Annotated in this window: 17 protein-coding genes and 1 riboswitch; of the genes, 10 read left to right on the top strand and 7 right to left on the bottom strand. The window is 64.9% G+C overall.

Annotated elements, in window-relative coordinates; genetic code table 11:
• The first annotated feature begins 3 nt into the window (after window positions 1-3).
• Both MSP7336_RS00550 and MSP7336_RS00545 read left to right on the top strand, forming a co-directional pair.
• Window positions 4-378, top strand: a complete 375-nt coding sequence (locus MSP7336_RS00550) for a DUF742 domain-containing protein (RefSeq protein WP_069395316.1) — start codon at window positions 4-6, stop codon at window positions 376-378.
• A gap of 1 nt (window position 379) precedes the next feature.
• Complete coding sequence (locus MSP7336_RS00545) at window positions 380-940, top strand: GTP-binding protein (RefSeq protein WP_276002227.1); 561 nt, start codon at window positions 380-382, stop codon at window positions 938-940.
• A 75-nt stretch (window positions 941-1,015) separates the two neighbouring features.
• Here MSP7336_RS00545 and MSP7336_RS00540 read toward each other — a convergent pair whose 3' ends face one another.
• Window positions 1,016-3,595, bottom strand: coding sequence for an ATP-binding cassette domain-containing protein (locus MSP7336_RS00540; protein ID WP_069395314.1), 2,580 nt, complete (start codon window positions 3,593-3,595; stop codon window positions 1,016-1,018).
• Between the two features lie 65 nt (window positions 3,596-3,660).
• On the opposite strand from MSP7336_RS00540, the gene MSP7336_RS24610 reads away from it, so the two are divergent.
• Genes MSP7336_RS24610 through MSP7336_RS00525 form a run of 3 tightly spaced genes read left to right on the top strand, consistent with a single transcriptional unit; the run spans window position 3,661 to window position 6,430 of the window.
• Window positions 3,661-4,149: a WXG100 family type VII secretion target gene (locus MSP7336_RS24610; protein WP_084226372.1), complete on the top strand. Its 489-nt coding sequence runs from the start codon at window positions 3,661-3,663 to the stop codon at window positions 4,147-4,149.
• A gap of 8 nt (window positions 4,150-4,157) precedes the next feature.
• Entirely contained in the window at window positions 4,158-5,852 is a 1,695-nt protein-coding gene (locus tag MSP7336_RS00530; RefSeq protein WP_069395312.1) for an alpha/beta hydrolase family protein, read from the top strand.
• Window positions 5,852-6,430 (top strand): LppA family lipoprotein, encoded by a 579-nt coding sequence (locus MSP7336_RS00525; protein ID WP_069395311.1) that lies wholly within the window; start codon window positions 5,852-5,854, stop codon window positions 6,428-6,430. Before MSP7336_RS00530 ends, MSP7336_RS00525 begins: the two co-directional genes overlap by 1 nt.
• Here the strand turns inward: MSP7336_RS00525 and MSP7336_RS00520 are convergent.
• Window positions 6,402-7,658: an NADH:flavin oxidoreductase gene (locus MSP7336_RS00520; RefSeq protein ID WP_372507627.1), complete on the bottom strand. Its 1,257-nt coding sequence runs from the start codon at window positions 7,656-7,658 to the stop codon at window positions 6,402-6,404. The two genes, MSP7336_RS00525 and MSP7336_RS00520, sit on opposite strands and share 29 nt — an antisense overlap.
• 15 nt (window positions 7,659-7,673) lie before the next feature.
• On the opposite strand from MSP7336_RS00520, the gene MSP7336_RS00515 reads away from it, so the two are divergent.
• From MSP7336_RS00515 to MSP7336_RS00505, 3 genes are all read left to right on the top strand, one after another.
• The gene (locus tag MSP7336_RS00515; RefSeq protein WP_069395310.1) at window positions 7,674-8,519 is read left to right on the top strand and encodes a bifunctional methylenetetrahydrofolate dehydrogenase/methenyltetrahydrofolate cyclohydrolase; all 846 of its coding nucleotides are present in this window, start codon (window positions 7,674-7,676) and stop codon (window positions 8,517-8,519) included.
• Window positions 8,516-8,797 (top strand): DUF3017 domain-containing protein, encoded by a 282-nt coding sequence (locus tag MSP7336_RS00510; RefSeq protein ID WP_069395309.1) that lies wholly within the window; start codon window positions 8,516-8,518, stop codon window positions 8,795-8,797. The genes MSP7336_RS00515 and MSP7336_RS00510 overlap by 4 nt, the downstream gene beginning before the upstream one ends.
• A 116-nt stretch (window positions 8,798-8,913) precedes the next feature.
• Entirely contained in the window at window positions 8,914-10,350 is a 1,437-nt protein-coding gene (locus tag MSP7336_RS00505) for an FAD-dependent oxidoreductase (protein WP_069395308.1), read from the top strand.
• A 91-nt stretch (window positions 10,351-10,441) separates the two neighbouring features.
• Here the strand turns inward: MSP7336_RS00505 and MSP7336_RS00500 are convergent, their stop codons facing one another.
• From MSP7336_RS00500 to MSP7336_RS00490, 3 genes are read right to left on the bottom strand one after another with little or no spacing between them, the layout of a single operon-like run.
• Window positions 10,442-11,173 (bottom strand): class I SAM-dependent methyltransferase, encoded by a 732-nt coding sequence (locus tag MSP7336_RS00500; protein ID WP_069395307.1) that lies wholly within the window; start codon window positions 11,171-11,173, stop codon window positions 10,442-10,444.
• On the bottom strand, window positions 11,170-12,309 hold the full coding sequence (gene metX, locus MSP7336_RS00495) for a homoserine O-acetyltransferase MetX (protein WP_069395306.1): 1,140 nt from the start codon (window positions 12,307-12,309) through the stop codon (window positions 11,170-11,172). The genes MSP7336_RS00500 and metX overlap by 4 nt, the downstream gene beginning before the upstream one ends.
• A gap of 10 nt (window positions 12,310-12,319) precedes the next feature.
• The gene (locus MSP7336_RS00490; protein WP_069395305.1) at window positions 12,320-13,681 is read right to left on the bottom strand and encodes a bifunctional o-acetylhomoserine/o-acetylserine sulfhydrylase; all 1,362 of its coding nucleotides are present in this window, start codon (window positions 13,679-13,681) and stop codon (window positions 12,320-12,322) included.
• A 110-nt stretch (window positions 13,682-13,791) separates the two neighbouring features.
• A riboswitch (SAM riboswitch) is annotated at window positions 13,792-13,911 on the bottom strand.
• Window positions 13,912-14,068: 157 nt separating this feature from the next.
• Here MSP7336_RS00490 and MSP7336_RS00485 point away from each other — a divergent pair.
• Window positions 14,069-16,309 carry an NADP-dependent isocitrate dehydrogenase gene (locus MSP7336_RS00485; protein WP_069395304.1) on the top strand — a complete coding sequence of 747 codons (2,241 nt, stop codon included), beginning with the start codon at window positions 14,069-14,071 and terminating at the stop codon, window positions 16,307-16,309.
• 46 nt (window positions 16,310-16,355) lie between these two features.
• Window positions 16,356-17,585: an NADP-dependent isocitrate dehydrogenase gene (locus tag MSP7336_RS00480; RefSeq protein WP_069395303.1), complete on the top strand. Its 1,230-nt coding sequence runs from the start codon at window positions 16,356-16,358 to the stop codon at window positions 17,583-17,585.
• A gap of 123 nt (window positions 17,586-17,708) precedes the next feature.
• On the opposite strand, the gene MSP7336_RS00475 is transcribed toward MSP7336_RS00480, so the two are convergent.
• Together MSP7336_RS00475 and MSP7336_RS00470 are read right to left on the bottom strand one after the other, a co-directional pair.
• Window positions 17,709-18,545, bottom strand: coding sequence for an alpha/beta fold hydrolase (locus MSP7336_RS00475; protein ID WP_232320979.1), 837 nt, complete (start codon window positions 18,543-18,545; stop codon window positions 17,709-17,711).
• Between the two features lie 139 nt (window positions 18,546-18,684).
• Window positions 18,685-19,020, bottom strand: a complete 336-nt coding sequence (locus MSP7336_RS00470; protein ID WP_069395402.1) for an Imm63 family immunity protein — start codon at window positions 19,018-19,020, stop codon at window positions 18,685-18,687.
• Between the last annotated feature and the right edge of the window lie 33 nt (window positions 19,021-19,053).

Raw genomic sequence — 19,053 nt, 5'->3', positions numbered from 1 at the left:
GCCATGGACAAACCCGAGCAGCCGCCGCCCGCAGCTGAGGCGAGTCTGGTTCGGCCGTACACACTGACGGCCGGGCGGACGACCACTGACGTCGACCTGCCGCTGGAAGCGCCGATACAGACGTTGCAGGCGGCGCTGTTTCACCGCTGGCCACCCGATGACGTGCGAGAAAAGATCGTCCAGCTGTGCATCAAGAGCCCCTCGGTCGCCGAGATTTCGTCGCGGCTGGATTTGCCACTCGGTGTCGCGCGAGTCCTGGTCGGCGATCTGGTGATCGGAGGTTACCTTCGAGTGAATCGGACGTTGAGTGACCGCTCGACCCGCGATGAACGCCGCGAACTGATAGGAAGGACGCTCCGTGGCCTACGAGCGCTCTGAGATGCGGGACACCGCGTCGACGAAGATCGTCATCGCGGGCGGCTTCGGTGTGGGCAAGACGACCTTTGTCGGTGCGGTGTCAGAAATCATGCCGTTGCGCACCGAAGCGATGGTCACTGACGCGTCGGCCGGTGTCGACATGCTGGAGTCCACTCCCGACAAGCGCACCACCACGGTGGCCATGGACTTCGGCCGCATCACCCTGGACGAGGATCTGGTGCTCTACCTGTTCGGTACGCCGGGCCAGCGGCGGTTCTGGTTCATGTGGGACGACCTGGTGCGCGGTGCTATTGGCGCGGTCATCCTGGTCGACTGCCGGCGGCTGCAAGACAGCTTCGCCGCCGTGGACTTCTTCGAACACCGCAGGTTGCCGTTCCTCATCGCTGTCAACGAATTCGACGGTGCCCCAAGGTATCCCATTGCCGAGGTGCGTAAGGCGCTGACACTGCCCGAGCACATCCCGATCATCAACATCGATGCCCGCGATCGCAGGTCGGCCACCGACGCGTTGATCGCGATCAGTGAGTACGCGCTGGCAACACTGGAACCGGCCGGCAGCTGACGCTCAGGGTTTCATCGTCGGCGACCTGCTGCGCCCGGCTCCGCCGCGCTTGCGATCGCCTCAGGGTTCATCTCCTCAGCGCTTGAGCCGGATGTGCCACCGGATGTAGGCGACGTAGGCCAGCGACAACAGCGCGAGCATGCCCATGTCGATCGCATAGATGTGCTTGGAGTGTTGCCACCACCTGTCGTCCGTCGGGATTTGCGGAACCTTCACCAGGCTGGGGAAGTCGATCGACGACGATCCGGCGGCGAAACCCCAGCGGCCGGGTGTCAAAAAGGACAGCTGGTTGAGCGCGAACCGTCCGGTCACCGGGATGCCCATCCCGCCGCAGAGCACCAGCTGGGACATGATCGACACCACCAGCAGCGGCATGATCTGCTCATTGGATTGCGCGAGGGCCGATAGCAGCAGACCGAGCATCGCCGACGCGATACAGGTGCCCGCGACGGTGAAGAACAGTGAGAGAGTGCCGCTTCCGAAGAACGGCGGATCCGCCGTGGGGGCGCCTTTGCCGAACCGGACGATCATCGTCGAGATCGCCGCCTGGATGGTCGCGAACACGGAGAAGACGGCGACCTTGGCAAGTAGGTACGCGGTGGTGGACAGGCCGACCGCCTGTTCTCGGCGGAAGATCGGACGTTCGCCGATCAGGTCGCGGATGGTCAGCGCGGTGCCCATGAAGACAGCCCCGATACACAGCAGCACCATGATGTACTGCGGCTCGGTGGGAGCGGGCCCGGCTGGGTCAGCGGGCCCGAGACCAGGTTTCGGTCCCTTCACCGTCAGCGCCAGCGCGCCCATCAGGAACGGCAGAACCGCCAGGAACACCGTGTAGCCCCGGTCGGAGACGACCAGCCGAACTTGGCGGCGGGCGATGGTGGATAGCTGACGGAACATGTCGGTATGCACCGGCTCGCCCAAATCGGCGGGTTGCTCGGACACCGGAGCCGGTGCCGCGGCCCCTTGCCCCTTTCTCTCCAGAAAGCGACGGTTCGCTTCATCGGGGTCAGCACCCACGCTGGCGAAGATTTCCGCCCAGTTGGTGGTGCCGAAAGCGGATTGGACCTGGCTCGGCGGGCCATTGAAGGCGGTCTTGCCGCCGGGCGCTATCAGCAGGATCTGGTCGCACACGTCCAGGTAGGACACCGAGTGCGTGACCACCAGTACCACACGGCCGGCGTCGGCGAGCTGGCGCAACATGAGCATGACCTGCCGGTCCAGCGCCGGGTCTAGACCTGACGTCGGCTCGTCGAGCAGCAGCAGCGACGGCTGGGTGAGCAGCTCGAGGGCCACCGAGGCGCGTTTGCGCTGGCCACCGGAGAGCTTGTCGACTCGGGTGTCGGCGTGCTCGGTCAGATTGAGTTCCTCGAGCACCTGTGCGACGACCTGGGCGCGCTCCTCTTTGCTGGTGTCGGGCGGCAGCCGCAGCTCGGCAGCGTAGCCCAGCGCCTGGTTGACCGTGAGCTGACGGTGCACCACGTCGTCTTGCGGTACCATCCCGATCCGGCTGCGCATGGTCGCGTACTCACGGTGAATGTCGTGTCCCTCGAAGGTGACCGAGCCGCCGGTGGGCCGGGTGTATCCGGCGATCAGCCGGGACAGCGTGGTCTTGCCCGCACCCGACCCGCCGATGATGGCTGTCAGCGTTCCCGGCCGCGCAGTCAGCGAGATGCGGTCGAGCAGCTCCTTACCGTCGATCTTGAACTGCACGCTGTTGACCTCGAGGCCGCCACTGCGCGTGGCGGCCTCGGTGCGCCGGACCAGCTGGCCGTCGGTGAAGACCAGGTCGACATTGCCGATCGTGACCACGTCGCCTTCGGACAGCACCGCGGAGCCGACTCGGACGCCGTTGACAAAGGTGCCGTTGATGCTGCGCGCGTCACGGATCTCGGTGCCCAGCGGGGACTGGACCAGAAACGCGTGATGGCGCGAAGCCAGGACGTCCTGGATGACGATGTCGTTGTCGGTGGCGCGGCCGATCGTCGCCGAACCCGGTGGCTTCTCCGGCGCGGCAGCCCCGGGGCGGAAGGCCTGGAACATCTTCGTGGCCAGGTTGGCCACCTCGGGCGGCTTGACGGCCGCCGGAGCCATCCGGGTTTGCGGCTGGAAGTTCGGTGGCGGCGTCGGCTGCGGTGGGGCGGCCGGGTATGGCGGTCGGTGGCCGCCGCGCGCCGGCGCAGGCTGCGGTGGTGCGGCGGGGTGTGGCCGCATCGGGGGTGGCGCCGGTTGCTGCCTGGGCCCGCCCGAGGGGCGTGCCAGCTGTGGTTGCGACGGGCGCGGTGGTGCGGGCGTTTGAACGGCACGCATCGAGGCGGTCCGTGGCGGCCGGCCGACCATGCCGGAATGGCGGCCGACCTCGAAGGTCAGCTGGGGCCCGTCGGGGTTGCCGATATTGACGGTCTGACCGTCGTGGATGTCGATCACCGGCACTCGGCGCCCGTTGACGAACGTCCCGTTCAATGACCCGTTGTCGATTGCCATCCAGCGGCCCTGCTCGAAACGCAGCAGCAGATGCGCACGCGAGATCAACGGGTGCGTGATGCGCATATCGGCGCGAAGGTCACGCCCGACCACCACATCGTGGCCGGGTGCGAAGGTGCGTTGTGACCCGTCGTATCGGACCGTCAGCGCTGGCGGGGCTGCTTGATTCATCGAAACAACTGTAGCTGGTTGGTTCACTGAATCGACTGTATCCGTTGCAGCGCAGTGCTCTCCGGATGAGCACGTCGGGCGGGGTTTCTGGCCTGGCGCGTAGCTGGGACTGGTCCGTATGGAAACTCGGAGCAAGGAAGGGGGCTCGCGGCCCCAGCAATTTTGGTGCACTAGGCCCACCTCACGCGCTGGTAAAGTCGTCCAGCAAACGACATCGAAGGTTCAAGATGGATCGGGACTTACGGGTAAATCCGGCGGATCTTCGTTCGTGGGCGAGCCAGGCGGACACGTACGCCGCTAACTTGCGGTCGGGGCACGCTTCGGCCCATGAGCGGATCACGACTGCGCAGAGCGGGTTCATCGGAGCAAGTTCGGCCGCGTTGGCGGCGCGACTTGCGCACTGGGAGGAAGAGACTGCGGCGCACCACGCGGAGTTGATAGTGCACAGTGAGCACCTGCGGTCAGCCGCGAAATGCTACGCCGATACCGACGACGCCGAGGCAGTACGCCTCAACGATGGCGCTTCGGGTCTCGCTGACCGCATGAATTTGTAAGGCGGCCAATGTCTTTGACTTTGGCTGATCTTCAAGCGTGGGACCCAGAGCAGGTTTTGGAAGTTGCGGAGGCGGCAGCTGCACGCGCGCGAACCAGCAGGGAAGCAGCCAAAGAGCTGCTGAACCTGTCGACGTTTCCCGGCTGGGGAGGGCGCAGCGCCGAAACGGCTCAGGGAGCGCTCACCAGGACACACACCAAAATCGACCTATCCGCGAGCGATGCTTTTCGGGTAGCGATCGGCGCTGGCCACGCCTATCAGGACGCACTGGCGGTCAAACAAGAGCTCAACGCCATCTTCGCCGAAGCAAACGAGCAGGCGCCGGTCGGTATCGACACCGCCACCAATACCGTCATCCCGCCGGATACAAGCAATCTGGACAGCGACGCGGCAGAAGCCGTGCAGGCCAAAGCTGCTGCCCTGCAGAATCGTATAACGGCCCTGCTGGGGAAGGCCGAGGAAACCGATGCGGATCTGGCTCGGGTGCTCGCTGTTGCCACCGGGGAACAACTCGCCGATGGGGAACCGCAGACGCGCGCTCCCGCCGATCAGCGGACGCCGACGGAGCGCGCCAGCGACGACAACGAGAAACGGTTACACGACGAGCGTGCCAAACTGCAGGCACACATCGATCAGCTGCAGGCACAGTACGATCAATTGGCTGCGAAAGCGGCTAATGACTACAACAACGGTATCTTCGACAGCGACACAGCGACCCAGCTTGCCGGGCTTGATGATCAGTTAAGCGCAGCTAAGGGCCGGCTGGGCGAACTCGATGCCGTCGACCAAGCGCTACGCAGTGTTCCGGATACTTACCTGACTCAATTGAAAATTCCGGACGATCCGCATCAGCAGGTACTCGCCGCAGTCGCTGTGGGCAACCCTGATACCGCTGCCAACGTGTCGGTTACTGTGCCTGGTGTTGGATCCACCACCGGCGGCACGCTGCCCGGCATGGTAAAGGAGGCCAGCAACCTGCGTGACGAAGAAGTCCGGCAATTGATCGCGGCGGGTAAGCCTGCTTCGGTCTCAACCATTGCCTGGATGGGCTACACCCCGCCGCCGAACCCGTTGAATACCGGAAGTCCGCAGGACTTGTGGCAGACCATGACCGACGGCACCGCTAAAGCCGGCGCGGCGGACCTGTCGCAATATCTTGAACAAGTGCGGGCCAACAATCCGACTGGCCACTTGACGGTCCTGGGTCACTCGTACGGCTCTTTGACGGCGTCGCTGGCGTTGCAGGACCTCAACGCCCACGGTGCCCATCCGGTCAACGACGTGGTGTTTTACGGTTCACCGGGCCTAGACTTGTACAGCCCGGCCCAGCTAGGGCTCGACCACGGCCAGGCATACGTCATGCAGGCGCCACATGATCCGATTACCAACTTGGTGGCGCCGCTTGCGCCTGTGCACGGCTGGGGATTGGATCCGTATGGTCCGGGCTCTGGGATGACCGAACTGTCCTCGCAGGCGGGTGTCGATGCGACCGGCGTGTGGCGTGACGGTGCCTACGGCCACGCGGATTATCCACGTACCTTTATCGACGCGAACGGCAATCCGCAGTTGCGCATGTCGGGATACAACCTTGCCGCGGTCGCGGCGGGACTGCCCGAGAACGAGGTGACCGCTCCGCTGCTTCCACCAAGCGTCGGCGGCGGCATGACAGGAGCCCCCCGTCATGTACCGATGGGAGGGAAGTAATGCGGTGGTTGACGGTATGGCTGCTGACCGTAGTGTGCTTTGCCGCCATGGCATGCGGCCCGACTGATAGATCTATGGATAACGAAACCCGTAGCGAGGAAGGGCCATTGAGCCCTGAAAAAGTGGCGGCACTGGAGGACGCGCTGCGCTCCAAGCCGCCGTTGGAGGCGGCTCAAGCCCAGTACCGAACCGCGGTGTCGCAAATCGCCGATGCCGTGGCGGGGCTAGTGAGCGGATTGACCTGGCGGCTCGACACCGACAGCTGGCGGGGCTGCGATGGACCGTACGTATGGACTCGCGCGAAGTATGCCTACCTCATGGTTGTGTTCAGCGGTCCCATCCCCGACGACAAGTGGCCGCAAGCCGTGCAGATCGTCAAAGACGGGGTCAAACAGTTCGGCGCCACCAACTTCGGTGTCATGAAGGACAAGCCGAATGACCACGACGTGTACTTCTCGGGTCACGACGGCGTGGACTTCAAGTTCTCGACTCAGAAGGCAGCCGTCCTCACTGCCCAGTCCGACTGTCGAATGAGCCAGGCCGACGGTCCTACTCCCGCGCCAACCCGTCACCCGTAGCGTTGTGCACCCGGTCAGGTGCGCCGGTGACCACGCAGCGGGTGCGGCTGTAGATCGTCGGCATGCATTGGTTGCAGTGCGTGCACGCCGAATGCACCGCATGGCGCTCGCCGTCGGCGGCGAGCCGATTGATCAGATCTGGCTCGGCCAACAGAGCCCGGGCCATCGCGACGAAGTCGAAGCCTTCGGCCATGGCCAACTCCATCGACTCGCGATTGGTGATGCCGCCGAGCAGGATCAGCGGCATGGTGAGCTCGGCGCGAAACAGCCGGGCATCGCGCAGTAGGTAGGTGTCGCGGTAGGGGTATTGGCGCAGGAACTTTCGCCCGGTCATCCGAATGCCCCAGCGCAGTGGCGGCTTGAAGGCGCCGGCGAACTCCTTGACCGGCGCGTCGCCGCGGAACAGGTACATCGGGTTGACCAACGAGCTACCGGCGGTCAACTCGATGGCGTCCAGGCCGCCGTCGTCCTGGAGCCACTTGGCGGTGGTCAGGGCTTCCTCGACCGTGATGCCACCCCGCACGCCGTCGGCCATGTTGAGCTTGGCGGTCACCGCGACGCGGCCGCCGCCGTGCTTTTCCACGGCACCCCGCACGGCCAGCACCAGCCCGCGGGCAACCTTGGCCCGGTTTTCCAGCGATCCGCCGAACTCATCGTCGCGGCGGTTGATCAGCGGGCTCAGGAATGCGCTGGCCAGGTAGTTGTGGCCCAGATGCACCTCCACCGCGTCGAATCCGGACTCGATGGCCAGCCGGGCCGCGTTGGCATGTGCGGCGATGACGTCGTCGATGTCGTCGCGGCTGGCTTTCTTGGCAAAGCGCATGCTCAGCGGGTTGAAAAAGCGCACCGGCGCCAAAGCTTTGGCCTTGTTGGACCTCGCGTCGGCCACCGGGCCGGCATGCCCGATCTGCGCACTGACCGCGGCTCCTTCGTTGTGGACCGCCTCGGTGAGCCGACGCAACCCCGGCACCGCCTCCGGGCGCATCCAGATCTGGTTGCCCCCGGTGCGACCACCGGGGGAGACCGCACAGTAGGCGACGGTGGTCATGCCGACCCCGCCGGCGGCCGGTAGCCGGTGGTATTCGATCAGGTCGTCGGTCACCAGCGCATCGGGCGTGCGCGCTTCGAACGTCGCCGCCTTGATGATGCGGTTGCGCAGCCTCAGCGGCCCCAGCTTGGCCGGCGCGAACACATCCGGAGGGGTGGACATACCCGGAGCGTACGGCATGCCAGACTGTCAGGCGTGGGCGCGATCGCACTGGACGGCAAGGTCACTCGCGACGAGATCTTCGTCGATTTGAAGCATCGGGTGGCCGCATTGACCGCGTCGGGCCGCACACCCGGATTGGGCACCATCTTGGTCGGCGACGACCCCGGGTCACAGGCTTACGTCCGGGGCAAGCACGCGGATTGCGCCAAAGTCGGCATCACGTCGATCCGCCGCGATCTGCCCGCCGACATCAGCACCGCGCAGCTCAACGAAACCATTGACGAGCTCAACGCCAACCCCGAATGCACCGGCTACATCGTGCAGTTGCCGCTACCGAAGCACCTCGATGAAAACGCTGCGCTCGAGCGCGTCGACCCCGACAAGGACGCTGACGGGCTGCACCCCACCAACCTGGGTCGGCTGGTGCTCAACACCCCGGGTCCGCTGCCGTGTACCCCCCGCGGCATCGTGCACCTACTGCGCCGCTACGACATCGAGATCGCCGGTGCGCATGTGGTGATCATCGGGCGTGGTGTGACGGTAGGGCGACCGTTGGGGCTGTTGCTGACCCGCCGCTCCGAGAACGCCACAGCAACGTTGTGCCACACCGGTACTCGTGATCTGCCTGCGCTGACCCGGCAAGCCGACATCATCGTGGCCGGTGTTGGCGTGCCGCACCTGGTGACCGCCGACATGGTGCGCCCTGGCGCTGCTGTCGTCGACGTAGGCGTCAGCCGCACCGATGACGGGCTGGTCGGCGATGTGCATCCGGACGTGTGGGAGGTGGCCGGCCACGTTTCGCCGAATCCTGGCGGCGTCGGCCCGCTGACCCGGGCGTTCCTGCTGACCAACGTCGTGGAGTTGGCCGAACGACAGTGAGTCTGCGCGCGAGGTTGCGAGGGCAGTGGCCGATCCTGCTGGTCGGTGCGACCTTCCTCGCCGGGTTCGCGCTGGCCGGCGCGAACTTCTGGCGCCGGGGTGCGCTGTTGATCGGCATCGGTGTGGGCGTGGCGGCCGTGCTGCGGCTGTTGCTGCCCGAGGACCGCGCGGGCCTGTTAGCGGTGCGCAGCAAGGGAATTGACTTCGCTACGACGGTCCTCGTGGCAGCGGCGATGGTCTACATCGCTTGGACGATCGACCCGTTGGGGACGCGGTAGCAACGACTCTACGGTCGTCACGGCTACGACACGGTGCGGTAAAGGTTTGTCCACGTTTGGCGAACGCTGGCCCGGCGCCGCCATAGTTGTGTGCCGCGCCGGTTGACAATGCGGCGGTGGGTCGTGAGTTTTCGCGCAAGACATTTCTGCGGGGTGCGGTCGGGGCGTTAGCGGCCGGCGCGGCTTTCGGCTCAGTCCGGGCCGTCGCCGATCCGCCCGCTTCTGGTTGGAGCGGCCTTTCCGCCGCGATCGGCGGACAAGTGCTCACGCCCGGCGACGCCCAATTCGGCGCCGCCAAGCAGGTTTTCAACACCAATTACAACGTCTCGACACCGGCGGCGGTCGTCGTGCCGACGTCGGCGGCGGACGTGCAAAAGGCGGTGGCGTTCGCCGCGACCCACAACCTCAAGGTCGCTCCGCGCAGCGGTGGGCACTCCTATCTGGGCGCGTCCACAGCCAACGGCACCATGGTGCTCGACTTGCGTCAGCTGCCCGGCGGAATCAACTACGACGCCGCGACCGGGCAGGTCACCGTGACGCCGGCGACCGAGCTGTATGCGCTGCACCAGGCGCTGGCCGCGGCCGGCCGGGGCATCCCGACGGGCACCTGCCCCTCGGTTGGCACCTCGGGGCACGCGCTGGGCGGCGGGCTGGGCGCGCACTCCCGGCACGCCGGCCTGATGTGTGATGCGCTGACCTCGGCGTCGGTGGTGTTGCCCAGCGGCGAGGCGGTCACCGCGTCGGCCAACAACCACCCAGACCTGTTCTGGGCGCTGCGTGGTGGTGGCGGCGGCAACTTCGGGGTGACGACATCGTTGACCTTCGCCACGTTCCCCACCAGCGATCTCGACGCCGTAAACCTCTTCTTCCCACCGCAGTCGTTCGCGCAAGTTCTGCTCGGGTGGCAAAACTGGCTCCGCACCGCCGACCGAAGCAGCTGGGCATTAGCCGATGCCACCGTCGACGCCATGGGTACACAGTGCCGCATCCTCGCGACCTGCCCGGCCGGTTCGGGCAACAGCGTGGCGGACGCCATCACCAAAGCTGTTGGCCTGCAACCAACCGGAACCGAGAACCACACGTTCAATTACTTAGACCTGGTGAGATATTTGGCCGTCGGAAACCTGAACCCGTCGCCGCTGGGATATGTCGGGGGCTCCGATGTTTTCACGGCGATCACCCCGGGCGCCGCCCAGGGGATTACCTCGGCCGTGGATGCATTTCCTCGCGGCGCGGGCCGGATGTTGGCGATCATGCACGCTCTTGACGGGGCGCTGGCGACGGTGGCGCCGGGCGCCACAGCGTTTCCGTGGCGGCAACAGTCCGCGCTGGTGCAGTGGTACGTCGAAACCTCGGGTGACCCATCGGCGGCCACCGGCTGGCTGGCCACGGCACATCAAGCGGTACAACCGTATTCAGTTGGCGGCTATGTGAACTACATCGAGGCAAACCAGCCGCCGTCGCGCTACTTCGGCTCGAACCTGGCCCAGCTCAGCGCCACCCGGCAGAAATACGATCCGGGCCGGGTCATGTTCTCCGGGCTGAACTTCTAGATCTTGTCGTTGAGATTGCGCTCAGGGCTGTTAATCCGGCGCCGGCACGACCCTGCGGGCAATCGCAACGCGGATTGGTGTGCGAGGAAAGTCAGGACAGCGTTGCGCGCACGCACACCGTCACATACGGCAGTGCAACACCACCGGTATGGGCCAGCGCGGGGTGGGTGGCCAGCAACTCGCGAACCCGATCCAGGGTCTTGGTCCGCACTTCGGTGGGCGAGGTGATGCAATAGCTGCGGGAGGCCACCAGGTCGATCACCGCTTGCGGCGTCAGGTAATTGGTCCACTCGACCTGGTGTTGCTCCAACCCGGTAAACGGTTCGGGCAGTGTCACTTCGGTGCGACGGCGATCGCCGTCGCTGCCGATGATCCGGCCCAGCTCACGCACCCAACCGAGCCGCTCGTCGCGGGTGTTCCACACCAGACCCAGCCGCCCGCCGGGCCGCAGCACCCGGACCACCTCCGGTATGGCCTGTGCGGGGTCGAACCAATGCCATGCCTGAGCAACTAGCACCGCATCGATGCTGTTGTCGGGCAACGGAATTTCTTCGGCCGTGCCGAGGAGTGCACGCGTTTGCGGCAGCGAGCTGCGCAGCACTTCCAACATCTCGGGGATCGGGTCCACGGCGACCACATCCAAGCCGCGTTCGACCAGCCGGGTGGTCAGTTTGCCGGTTCCGGCACCCAGATCGAGCACGTCGTGGGCATCGGGCGGCAACAGCCAGTCGATGGCTTCCGGCGGGTAAGACGGGCGGCCGCGTTCGTAGGCAGCCGCTTCGGCGCCGAACGACAACGAGCGCTCTTGCCGAAAGCTAGTCACCGCCGACGCGCACCTTCGGTCGTGACCAAACGCAAGGTCTGTCGCACCAATTCGCCAACCGCCTCGGTCTCTACCAGGAAACCGTCGTGGCCGTAGATCGAGTCGACGACCTGCAAACCGGTACAGCCAGGCAACAGGTCGGCCAGTTCCTGTTGTAGCCGCAGCGGATAAAGCCGGTCGGAGGTGATACCGCCGACGACCACCGGCACCGGGCAGCTGCGCAATGCGGCGGCGACCCCACCGCGGCCGCGGCCGACGTCGTGACGGGACAAGGCCTCGGTGAGGATCACATAGCTGCCGGCGTCGAAGCGCGACACCAGCTTGCTGCCCTGGTGTTCCAGGTAGCTCTGCACGGCGTAGCGGCCGCCGTTCACCGGATCTTCGTCACCCTGGGCGTCGTTGGCGAACCGGGTGTCCAGCTCGACCTCGCCGCGATAGGTCAGATGAGCGATGCGGCGAGCGACCTGAAGTCCGGCGTCCGGCGTGCGTCCGGTGCCGTAGTAGTCACCGCCCTGCCAGTTCGGATCGGCTTTGATGGCCGCGATCTGGGTGGACTGCGTGCCGATCTGGTCAGCGGTGGCGCGTGCGCCGACCGCCAGCAGCAGCGCGGATCCGACGGCGTCGGGATGGCTGACGATCCATTCCAGCGCGCGGGCGCCGCCCATCGAGCCACCGACCACCGCCGCGACCTCGGTGATGCCGAGTGCGGCGAGCGCGGCCACGTCGGCCTCTACCTGGTCGCGCACCGATATCAGCGGAAACCTTGAGCCCCAGGGCTTCCCGTCACGGGCCAGCGAGCTCGGCCCGGTCGAGCCGCGGCAGCCGCCCAGCACATTCGTGGCCACCGCGCACCAGCGGTTGGTGTCAATCGGCGCGCCGGGTCCGGCGATGCCGTCCCACCAGCCCGGGGTCGGATGGCCGGGACCGGCGGGCCCGGTGATGTGTGAATCACCGGTGAGGGCGTGCAGCACCACCACGACATTGTCGCGGGCGGGCGACAACTCGCCCCAGCGCTGCACGGCGATGGAGACGTCGTCGATCACCGCGCCGCTTTCCAGCTGCAGCGAGCCGATGTGGACGATGCCCACTTCGCCTTCGTCGGGCAGCGTCTGGGTTGGCACGTCGGAGATCGTCACCTCATGCCTCCTAGAACGCCGCCACAGCTTGCGGATCACTGTCGCCGGCCGAAGCAGAGCCGTACTTACGAGCGGCGGCGAACCCGAGCTCGAGGTCAGCCAGAATGTCGTCGATACCCTCGATGCCCACGGCCAGTCGCACCAAGCCGGGGGTGACACCGGAGGCCAGCTGCGCTTCGGGGCTGAGCTGGGAGTGTGTCGTCGACGCCGGGTGGATCACCAACGAGCGCACGTCACCGATATTGGCGACGTGGCTGTGCAGTTGCAGCGCGTTGACAAACGCCTTGCCGGCCGCGACCCCGCCGGCCAGCTCGAAAGCCAGCACGGCACCAGTTCCCTTGGGCGCTAGCTTCTTTGCCAGCTGATACCACGGCGACCCAGGCAGTCCGGCGTAGTTCACCGACACCACGTCGTCGCGCGCGGCCAGAAACTCAGCGACTCGCTGGGCGTTGGCGACGTGGCGCTCCATGCGCAAACTCAGCGTCTCCAGGCCCTGCGCCACCAGGAATGCGTTGAACGGGGAGGCCGCCGACCCGTAGTCGCGCAGCAGCTGCACCCGAGCCTTCAGGGCGAACGCCGGCGGGCCGAGCTCGGCATACACCACGCCGTGATAACTGGGGTCGGGTGTGGTGAAGCCGGGGAACTTGCCTTGGGTCCAGTCGAAGGTGCCGCCGTCGACGATGACCCCCGCGATCGCCGAGCCGTGTCCGCCCAGGTATTTGGTGGCCGAATGCACGACGATGTCGGCGCCCTGGGCGATCGGCTGAATCAGGTACGGGGTGGCGATGGTGTTGTCGACGATCAGCGGCACACCATGCTCGTGGGCCACCGCCGACACCCGGGGGGTGTCGAGGATGTCGATTTGGGGGTTGGAGATGGTTTCAGCGAAGAACGCCTTGGTGTTGGGCCGCACCGCAGAGTGCCAAGAATCCAGGTCGTCGGGATTTTCGACGAAGCCCACATCGATCCCGATCTTGACCAGCGAATGGTGGAACAGGTTGTAGGTGCCCCCGTAGAGGCGCGGGCTGGACACAATGTGGTCGCCGGCACCGGCCAGGTTCAGGATCGCGAAGGTCTCGGCGGCCTGGCCGGATGCCAAAAACAGCGCCGCGACCCCGCCCTCGAGCGCGGCGATGCGCTGCTCGACGACATCGGTCGTCGGGTTGCCGATCCGGGTGTAGATGTTGCCCGGCACCTCCAGCCCGAACAGGGCGGCGGCATGCGCGGTGTCGTCGAAGGTGTAGGACGTGGTCTGGTAGATCGGCAGGGCCCGCGCATTGGTGGCCGGATCAGGTCGCTGACCAGCATGGACCTGTTTGGTTTCGAACGACCAATGCGCGGTCGGATCGTCGGTGCCGCTGTTAGCGCTCATCGGGACGCTTTCCGGGAAATGCATGCGGCCGCGCCGAAAATGGCGACACACAAGGGCGAGCCCAGGCGCGCATCAGGTTTCCCTGTCTACTCGGGGGGCCCGTCACGGCGGACCCGCGCTTGCCGCGTAGCCGGTTGTGGCTACTCAACCTGGTCATCACCCGGGGCACCCCACCGCGGTTGGAGGGTTGCCGGCCAGCAAGCCGGGGCTTGGCGCTGGCACTCATGACCGCCTTGAAGCCTATCGCAAGCCGCCGACCCAGTGCCACTTGGTGGGTCGCCGGCGACCTGACCGCGCCCCAGGAGCGCAGTTGAGCGATACTGGCAACCACCGCTACAACGCGGAGTCCCTCAAGATTTGGCCGACAATGATGCCGGGAGAAAGACCGTGTGCGCCGAACAGCCGACCATCATCTACACGCTGACCGACGAGGCGCCGCTGCTTGCGACCTACGCCTTTCTGCCGATTCTGCGTACCTTCGCCGAGCCCGCGGGTATCAAGATCGAGGCCAGTGACATCTCGGTGGCCGCCCGCATCCTGGCCGAGTTCCCCGAATACCTGACCGAAGAGCAGCGTGTGCCGGACAACTTGGCAGAGCTGGGCCGGCTCACCCAGCTGCCGGACACCAACATCATCAAGCTGCCGAACATCAGCGCCTCGGTGCCGCAGCTTCAGGCCGCGATCAAGGAGCTCCAACAAAAGGGATACAAGATTCCCGACTTTCCGCAGAACCCTAAAACCGATGAGGAAAAGGAGCTCCGGAAGCGTTACGCGAATGTCTTAGGCAGTGCGGTGAATCCCGTGCTGCGCCAGGGTAACTCGGACCGTCGGGCACCGAAGGCGGTCAAGGAGTACGCGCGTAAGCACCCGCACAGCATGGGCGAGTGGTCGATGGCGTCGCGCACCCACGTGGCGACCATGCGGCACGGCGATTTCTACCACGGCGAGAAGTCGATGACGCTGGACCGCGACCGCGACGTGAAGATGGAGCTCGTCACCCGCAGCGGTCGGACGATCGTGCTCAAGCCCAAGGTGTCATTGCTCGACGGCGACATCATCGATTCGATGTTCATGAGCAAAAAGGCGCTGTGCGAGTTCTACGAAGAGCAGATGGAGGATGCGCGCAAAACCGGCGTGATGTTCTCGCTGCACGTCAAGGCCACGATGATGAAGGTCAGCCACCCCATCGTGTTCGGGCATGCGGTGAAGACCTTCTACAAGGATGCGTTCGCCAAGCACCAGAAGTTGTTCGACGAACTGGGTGTCAACGTCAACAACGGGCTCGTCGACCTTTACAACAAGATCGAGTCGTTGCCGGCCTCAGAACACGATGAGATCATCCGCGACTTGCACGCTTGTCACGAGCATCGTCCCGAGTTGGCCATGGTCGACTCGGCCAAGGGGATCTCCAATTTCCACTCGCCCAGCGATGTGATCGTCGACGCGTCGATGCCGGCGATGATCCGTGCCGGCGGCAAGATGTACGGCGCCGACGGGCGGCCCAAGGACACCAAGGCGGTGAACCCGGAGTCCACCTTCTCCCGCATCTACCAGGAGATCATCAACTTCTGTAAGACCAACGGCCAGTTCGACCCCGCGACGATGGGCACGGTGCCCAATGTCGGGTTGATGGCCCAGCAGGCCGAAGAGTACGGCTCACACGACAAGACATTCGAGATCCCCGAGGACGGCGTCGCCAACATCGTGGACCTTGACACCGGCGAAGTGCTGCTGACCCAGAACGTGGAAGAGGGCGACATCTGGCGCATGCCCATAGTCCACGACGCAGCCATTCGGGACTGGGTCAAGCTGGCCGTCACCCGCGCGCGTAACTCGCACATGCCGGTGGTGTTCTGGCTCGATCCCTACCGTCCGCACGAGAACGAACTGATCAAGAAGGTCAACCACTACCTGGCCGATCACTACACCCACGGCCTCGATATCCAGATCATGTCGCAGGTGCGCGCCATGCGTTACACGCTGGAGCGGGTGGTCCGCGGGCTGGACACCATCGCCGCGACCGGCAACATCCTGCGCGACTACCTCACCGACCTGTTTCCGATCCTGGAGTTGGGCACCAGCGCCAAGATGCTGTCGATCGTGCCGCTGATGGCCGGCGGCGGAATGTACGAAACCGGGGCGGGTGGTTCGGCGCCCAAGCACGTTCACCAACTGGTCGAGGAGAATCACCTGCGGTGGGACTCACTTGGCGAGTTCCTCGCTCTCGGAGCGTGTTTCGAAGACATTGGGATCAAGACGGGAAACGAGCGGGCCAAGATCTTGGGCAAGACCCTGGATTCGGCGATCGGCAAGCTGCTGGACAACAACAAGAGTCCGTCCCGCAAGACCGGTGAGCTCGACAACCGCGGGAGCCAGTTCTACCTCGCGATGTACTGGGCCCAGGAACTGGCCGCGCAGACCGATGATCAACAGCTGCGGGCGCACTTCGCCGAACTCGCCGAGGAGTTGACCCGCAACGAGGACATCATCGTGACCGAGCTCAACGAGGTACAGGGCCGGGAGGTCGACCTCGGCGGCTACTACGCGCCGGACCGCGAGAAGACGGCGGCGGTGATGCGGCCGAGCAAGACCTTCAACGCCGCACTCGCTGCTGCGCACGGCCACTGACCAGTTCAGACCGCCTGGTCGAGGGCGCCGCTTGTAGGGTTGGGGCATGTCCGGCGTACGAAAGATCAAAGTCAAAGGCACGCTGGTAGAGCTCGATGGCGACGAGATGACGCGGGTCATCTGGAAGTGGATCAAAGAGCTGCTCATCTTGCCGTACCTCGACATCAAACTGGATTACTACGACCTGGGCATCAAGCACCGCGACGACACCGATGATCAGGTGACCATCGACGCCGCCTATGCGATCAAGAAGCACGGCGTGGGCGTCAAGTGCGCCACGATCACCCCGGACGAGGCTCGGGTCAAAGAGTTCGGTTTGAAGAGCATGTGGCCATCACCAAACGGGACGATCCGAAACATATTGGGCGGCACAATCTTTCGCGAGCCCATCGTGATCTCGAATGTCCCACGATTGGTTCCGGGGTGGAAGAAGCCGATTATCATCGGACGCCACGCTTTCGGTGACCAGTATCGTGCGACGGACTTCAAGGTCGACCGGCCCGGGACCGTTACTTTGACGTTCACGCCCGACGACGACAGCGAACCGATCGTGCACGAGATGGTCAGCATCCCCGAAGACGGCGGTGTGGTGATGGGGATGTACAACTTCAAGGAATCCATCCAGGACTTCGCGCGCGCATCGTTCGCCTACGGCCTGCAGGAGAATTACCCGGTTTATCTGTCCACCAAGAACACCATCCTCAAGTCCTACGACGGCATGTTCAAAGACGAGTTCCAGCGCATCTACGACGAGGAGTTCAAGGACAAGTTCGAAAAGGCCGGGCTTACCTACGAGCATCGGTTGATCGACGACATGGTCGCCGCGAGTCTCAAATGGGAGGGCGGCTATGTGTGGGCGTGCAAGAACTACGACGGCGACGTGCAATCCGACGCCATCGCCCAGGGCTACGGCTCGCTGGGGCTGATGACGTCGGTACTCATGACCGCCGACGGCCAAACCGTGGAGGCCGAAGCGGCCCACGGCACCGTTACTCGGCACTTTCGGCAGTACCAACAGGGCAAACCCACCTCGACCAACCCGATCGCGTCGATCTTCGCCTGGACGCGCGGGCTGGAGCACCGCGGCAAGCTGGACGACACACCCGAGGTGAGCGAGTTCGCCGAGAAGCTGGAAGAGGTCATCGTCGCGACCGTCGAAGGCGGCCAGATGACCAAGGACCTCGCCCTGCTGATCGGGGAGGACCAGCAATGGCAGACCAGCGAGGAGTTCCTGAACACCATCGCCGAAAATCTGGAGAAGGCGCTCAAGGAGTAGCGAGCCTCGCGCGAGCGTCCGCGCGGCCTCCGCGCGGCGTCCGCCGAGATCGACGCTTGCGCGAAGAAGTTCGAGTGGATGCCGCGCTCGTGTAGATCTCGGCGCGACGTAGCTGGCCTGAACCTAGCTGGAGCTGGCCGCCCGAACGGGGGGAGTGTGCTCGTCGAGGAAGTCGGTGATGACTTCGGTGATCAGGCCCGGCGCTTCGAACATCGGGATGTGCCCGACGCCGTCGAGCTCCGTCACTCGGGTGCCCTCGGGGAGCTGGGCCCGGAAATACCGGTGGGATCGCGGCCCGGGAAACACCCGGTCTTTTTCGCAGAGCACCAGGTGCGCGGGAACCGCGGTCCGCGCCAGGTCCCGCAGCCCCGGCATGAGCAGCGCCTTGACCAGCAGCTGGAAGTAGGCCGGGCAGTTCGCGACGTCTTCGATGATCGCGTGCAGCTCGTGCTCGGCGACGCCGTCCGGTGATCCGCTGATCGGCAGGGTCGCCACGCGGCGGCTCAGCGGCAGCCGTAGTGTGTGCGACCCCAGCCAGCGGGCCAGCGCCCACACCGGCAGGCCCATCACGAACTTGGCGATCACCTCGAATTTGGTTGGTGTCCACCGGGTCCAGCCGCCGGCCGGTGCGATGCCTGTGACGGTGCGTGCCCGGCCCCGGCTTTCCAGCTCGAAGGCGACCCAGCCGCCCAGCGAGTTCCCGACGATGTGGGCGGTGTTCCAGCCCAGTTCGTCCATTTGCCGCTCGACGTGGTCGGCCAGGATCTCCGAACTCAGAAACCAGGTGTCAGAGGACGGCCCGCCATTGTGGCCGGCCATGGTCGGCGCGAACACCGCGTACTGGCCGGTGTCGGCCATCTGCTCAGCTACGGTCTGCCACACGACCTGCGAGATCAGGAAGGGGTGCAGCAGTACTACCGGCTCACCGGAGCCGAGAAGTATCGGCGCTCGAGACGTCACCCTTTCGACAGTAAAGGCGGTACCGGCGGTACCGCAACCTAGTGGGTGACGTGGCGGACCTGACGATACGACGACCCTTGTAGCAGTGCCATTAGCTGGGTGCGATCTGCTGCGTCGAGTCCCCGGGCGACGAAGAAGATCACAAAGATTCGCCAATGTCGGGAAGTAGGGCAATGTCCTCGGGCTGACCATATTTGCGGAACATTGCCGCGGTTTCCCGGACATTTCTCTTTGCCCATCCAGTATTTAAGAGGCTCAGCACTTGGTATTCGTATTTGAAGCGTTCTTTTCTATTACCCACCTGTTTGGCCGCTTGGCGTGAGACAATGCTTTCGCTGTACCAGTAGAGAAGATCATCAAGATTACCCGATCGGTCGAAGCCGAGCTTTCCTCGCTCGTAAAAAGTAAAATGATAGGAGCCGTCGTCAGCCACGAAAATATTGAGGCCGTCGTTGGTCCGCAGCCCGACAGGCATAGGGCGGACCCCCAGCTTCTCCGACAGCCGGTC

Origin of the sequence: Mycobacterium shimoidei (assembly GCF_900417275.1) — a bacterium.
Lineage (GTDB): Bacteria > Actinomycetota > Actinomycetes > Mycobacteriales > Mycobacteriaceae > Mycobacterium > Mycobacterium shimoidei.
This window is presented reverse-complemented; position numbering and strand designations above follow the sequence as displayed.

Coding starts and splice junctions, on each gene's coding strand:
- MSP7336_RS00550 (WP_069395316.1), top strand. CDS start 4: ATGGACAAACCCGAGCAGCCGCCGCCCGCAGCTGAGGCGAGTCTGGTT.
- MSP7336_RS00520 (WP_372507627.1), bottom strand. CDS start 7,658: ATGCCGTACGCTCCGGGTATGTCCACCCCTCCGGATGTGTTCGCGCCG.
- MSP7336_RS00540 (WP_069395314.1), bottom strand. CDS start 3,595: ATGAATCAAGCAGCCCCGCCAGCGCTGACGGTCCGATACGACGGGTCA.
- MSP7336_RS00530 (WP_069395312.1), top strand. CDS start 4,158: ATGTCTTTGACTTTGGCTGATCTTCAAGCGTGGGACCCAGAGCAGGTT.
- MSP7336_RS00490 (WP_069395305.1), bottom strand. CDS start 13,681: ATGAGCGCTAACAGCGGCACCGACGATCCGACCGCGCATTGGTCGTTC.
- MSP7336_RS00470 (WP_069395402.1), bottom strand. CDS start 19,020: ATGCCTGTCGGGCTGCGGACCAACGACGGCCTCAATATTTTCGTGGCT.
- MSP7336_RS00545 (WP_276002227.1), top strand. CDS start 380: ATGCGGGACACCGCGTCGACGAAGATCGTCATCGCGGGCGGCTTCGGT.
- MSP7336_RS24610 (WP_084226372.1), top strand. CDS start 3,661: ATGAGCACGTCGGGCGGGGTTTCTGGCCTGGCGCGTAGCTGGGACTGG.
- MSP7336_RS00480 (WP_069395303.1), top strand. CDS start 16,356: ATGTCCGGCGTACGAAAGATCAAAGTCAAAGGCACGCTGGTAGAGCTC.
- MSP7336_RS00525 (WP_069395311.1), top strand. CDS start 5,852: ATGCGGTGGTTGACGGTATGGCTGCTGACCGTAGTGTGCTTTGCCGCC.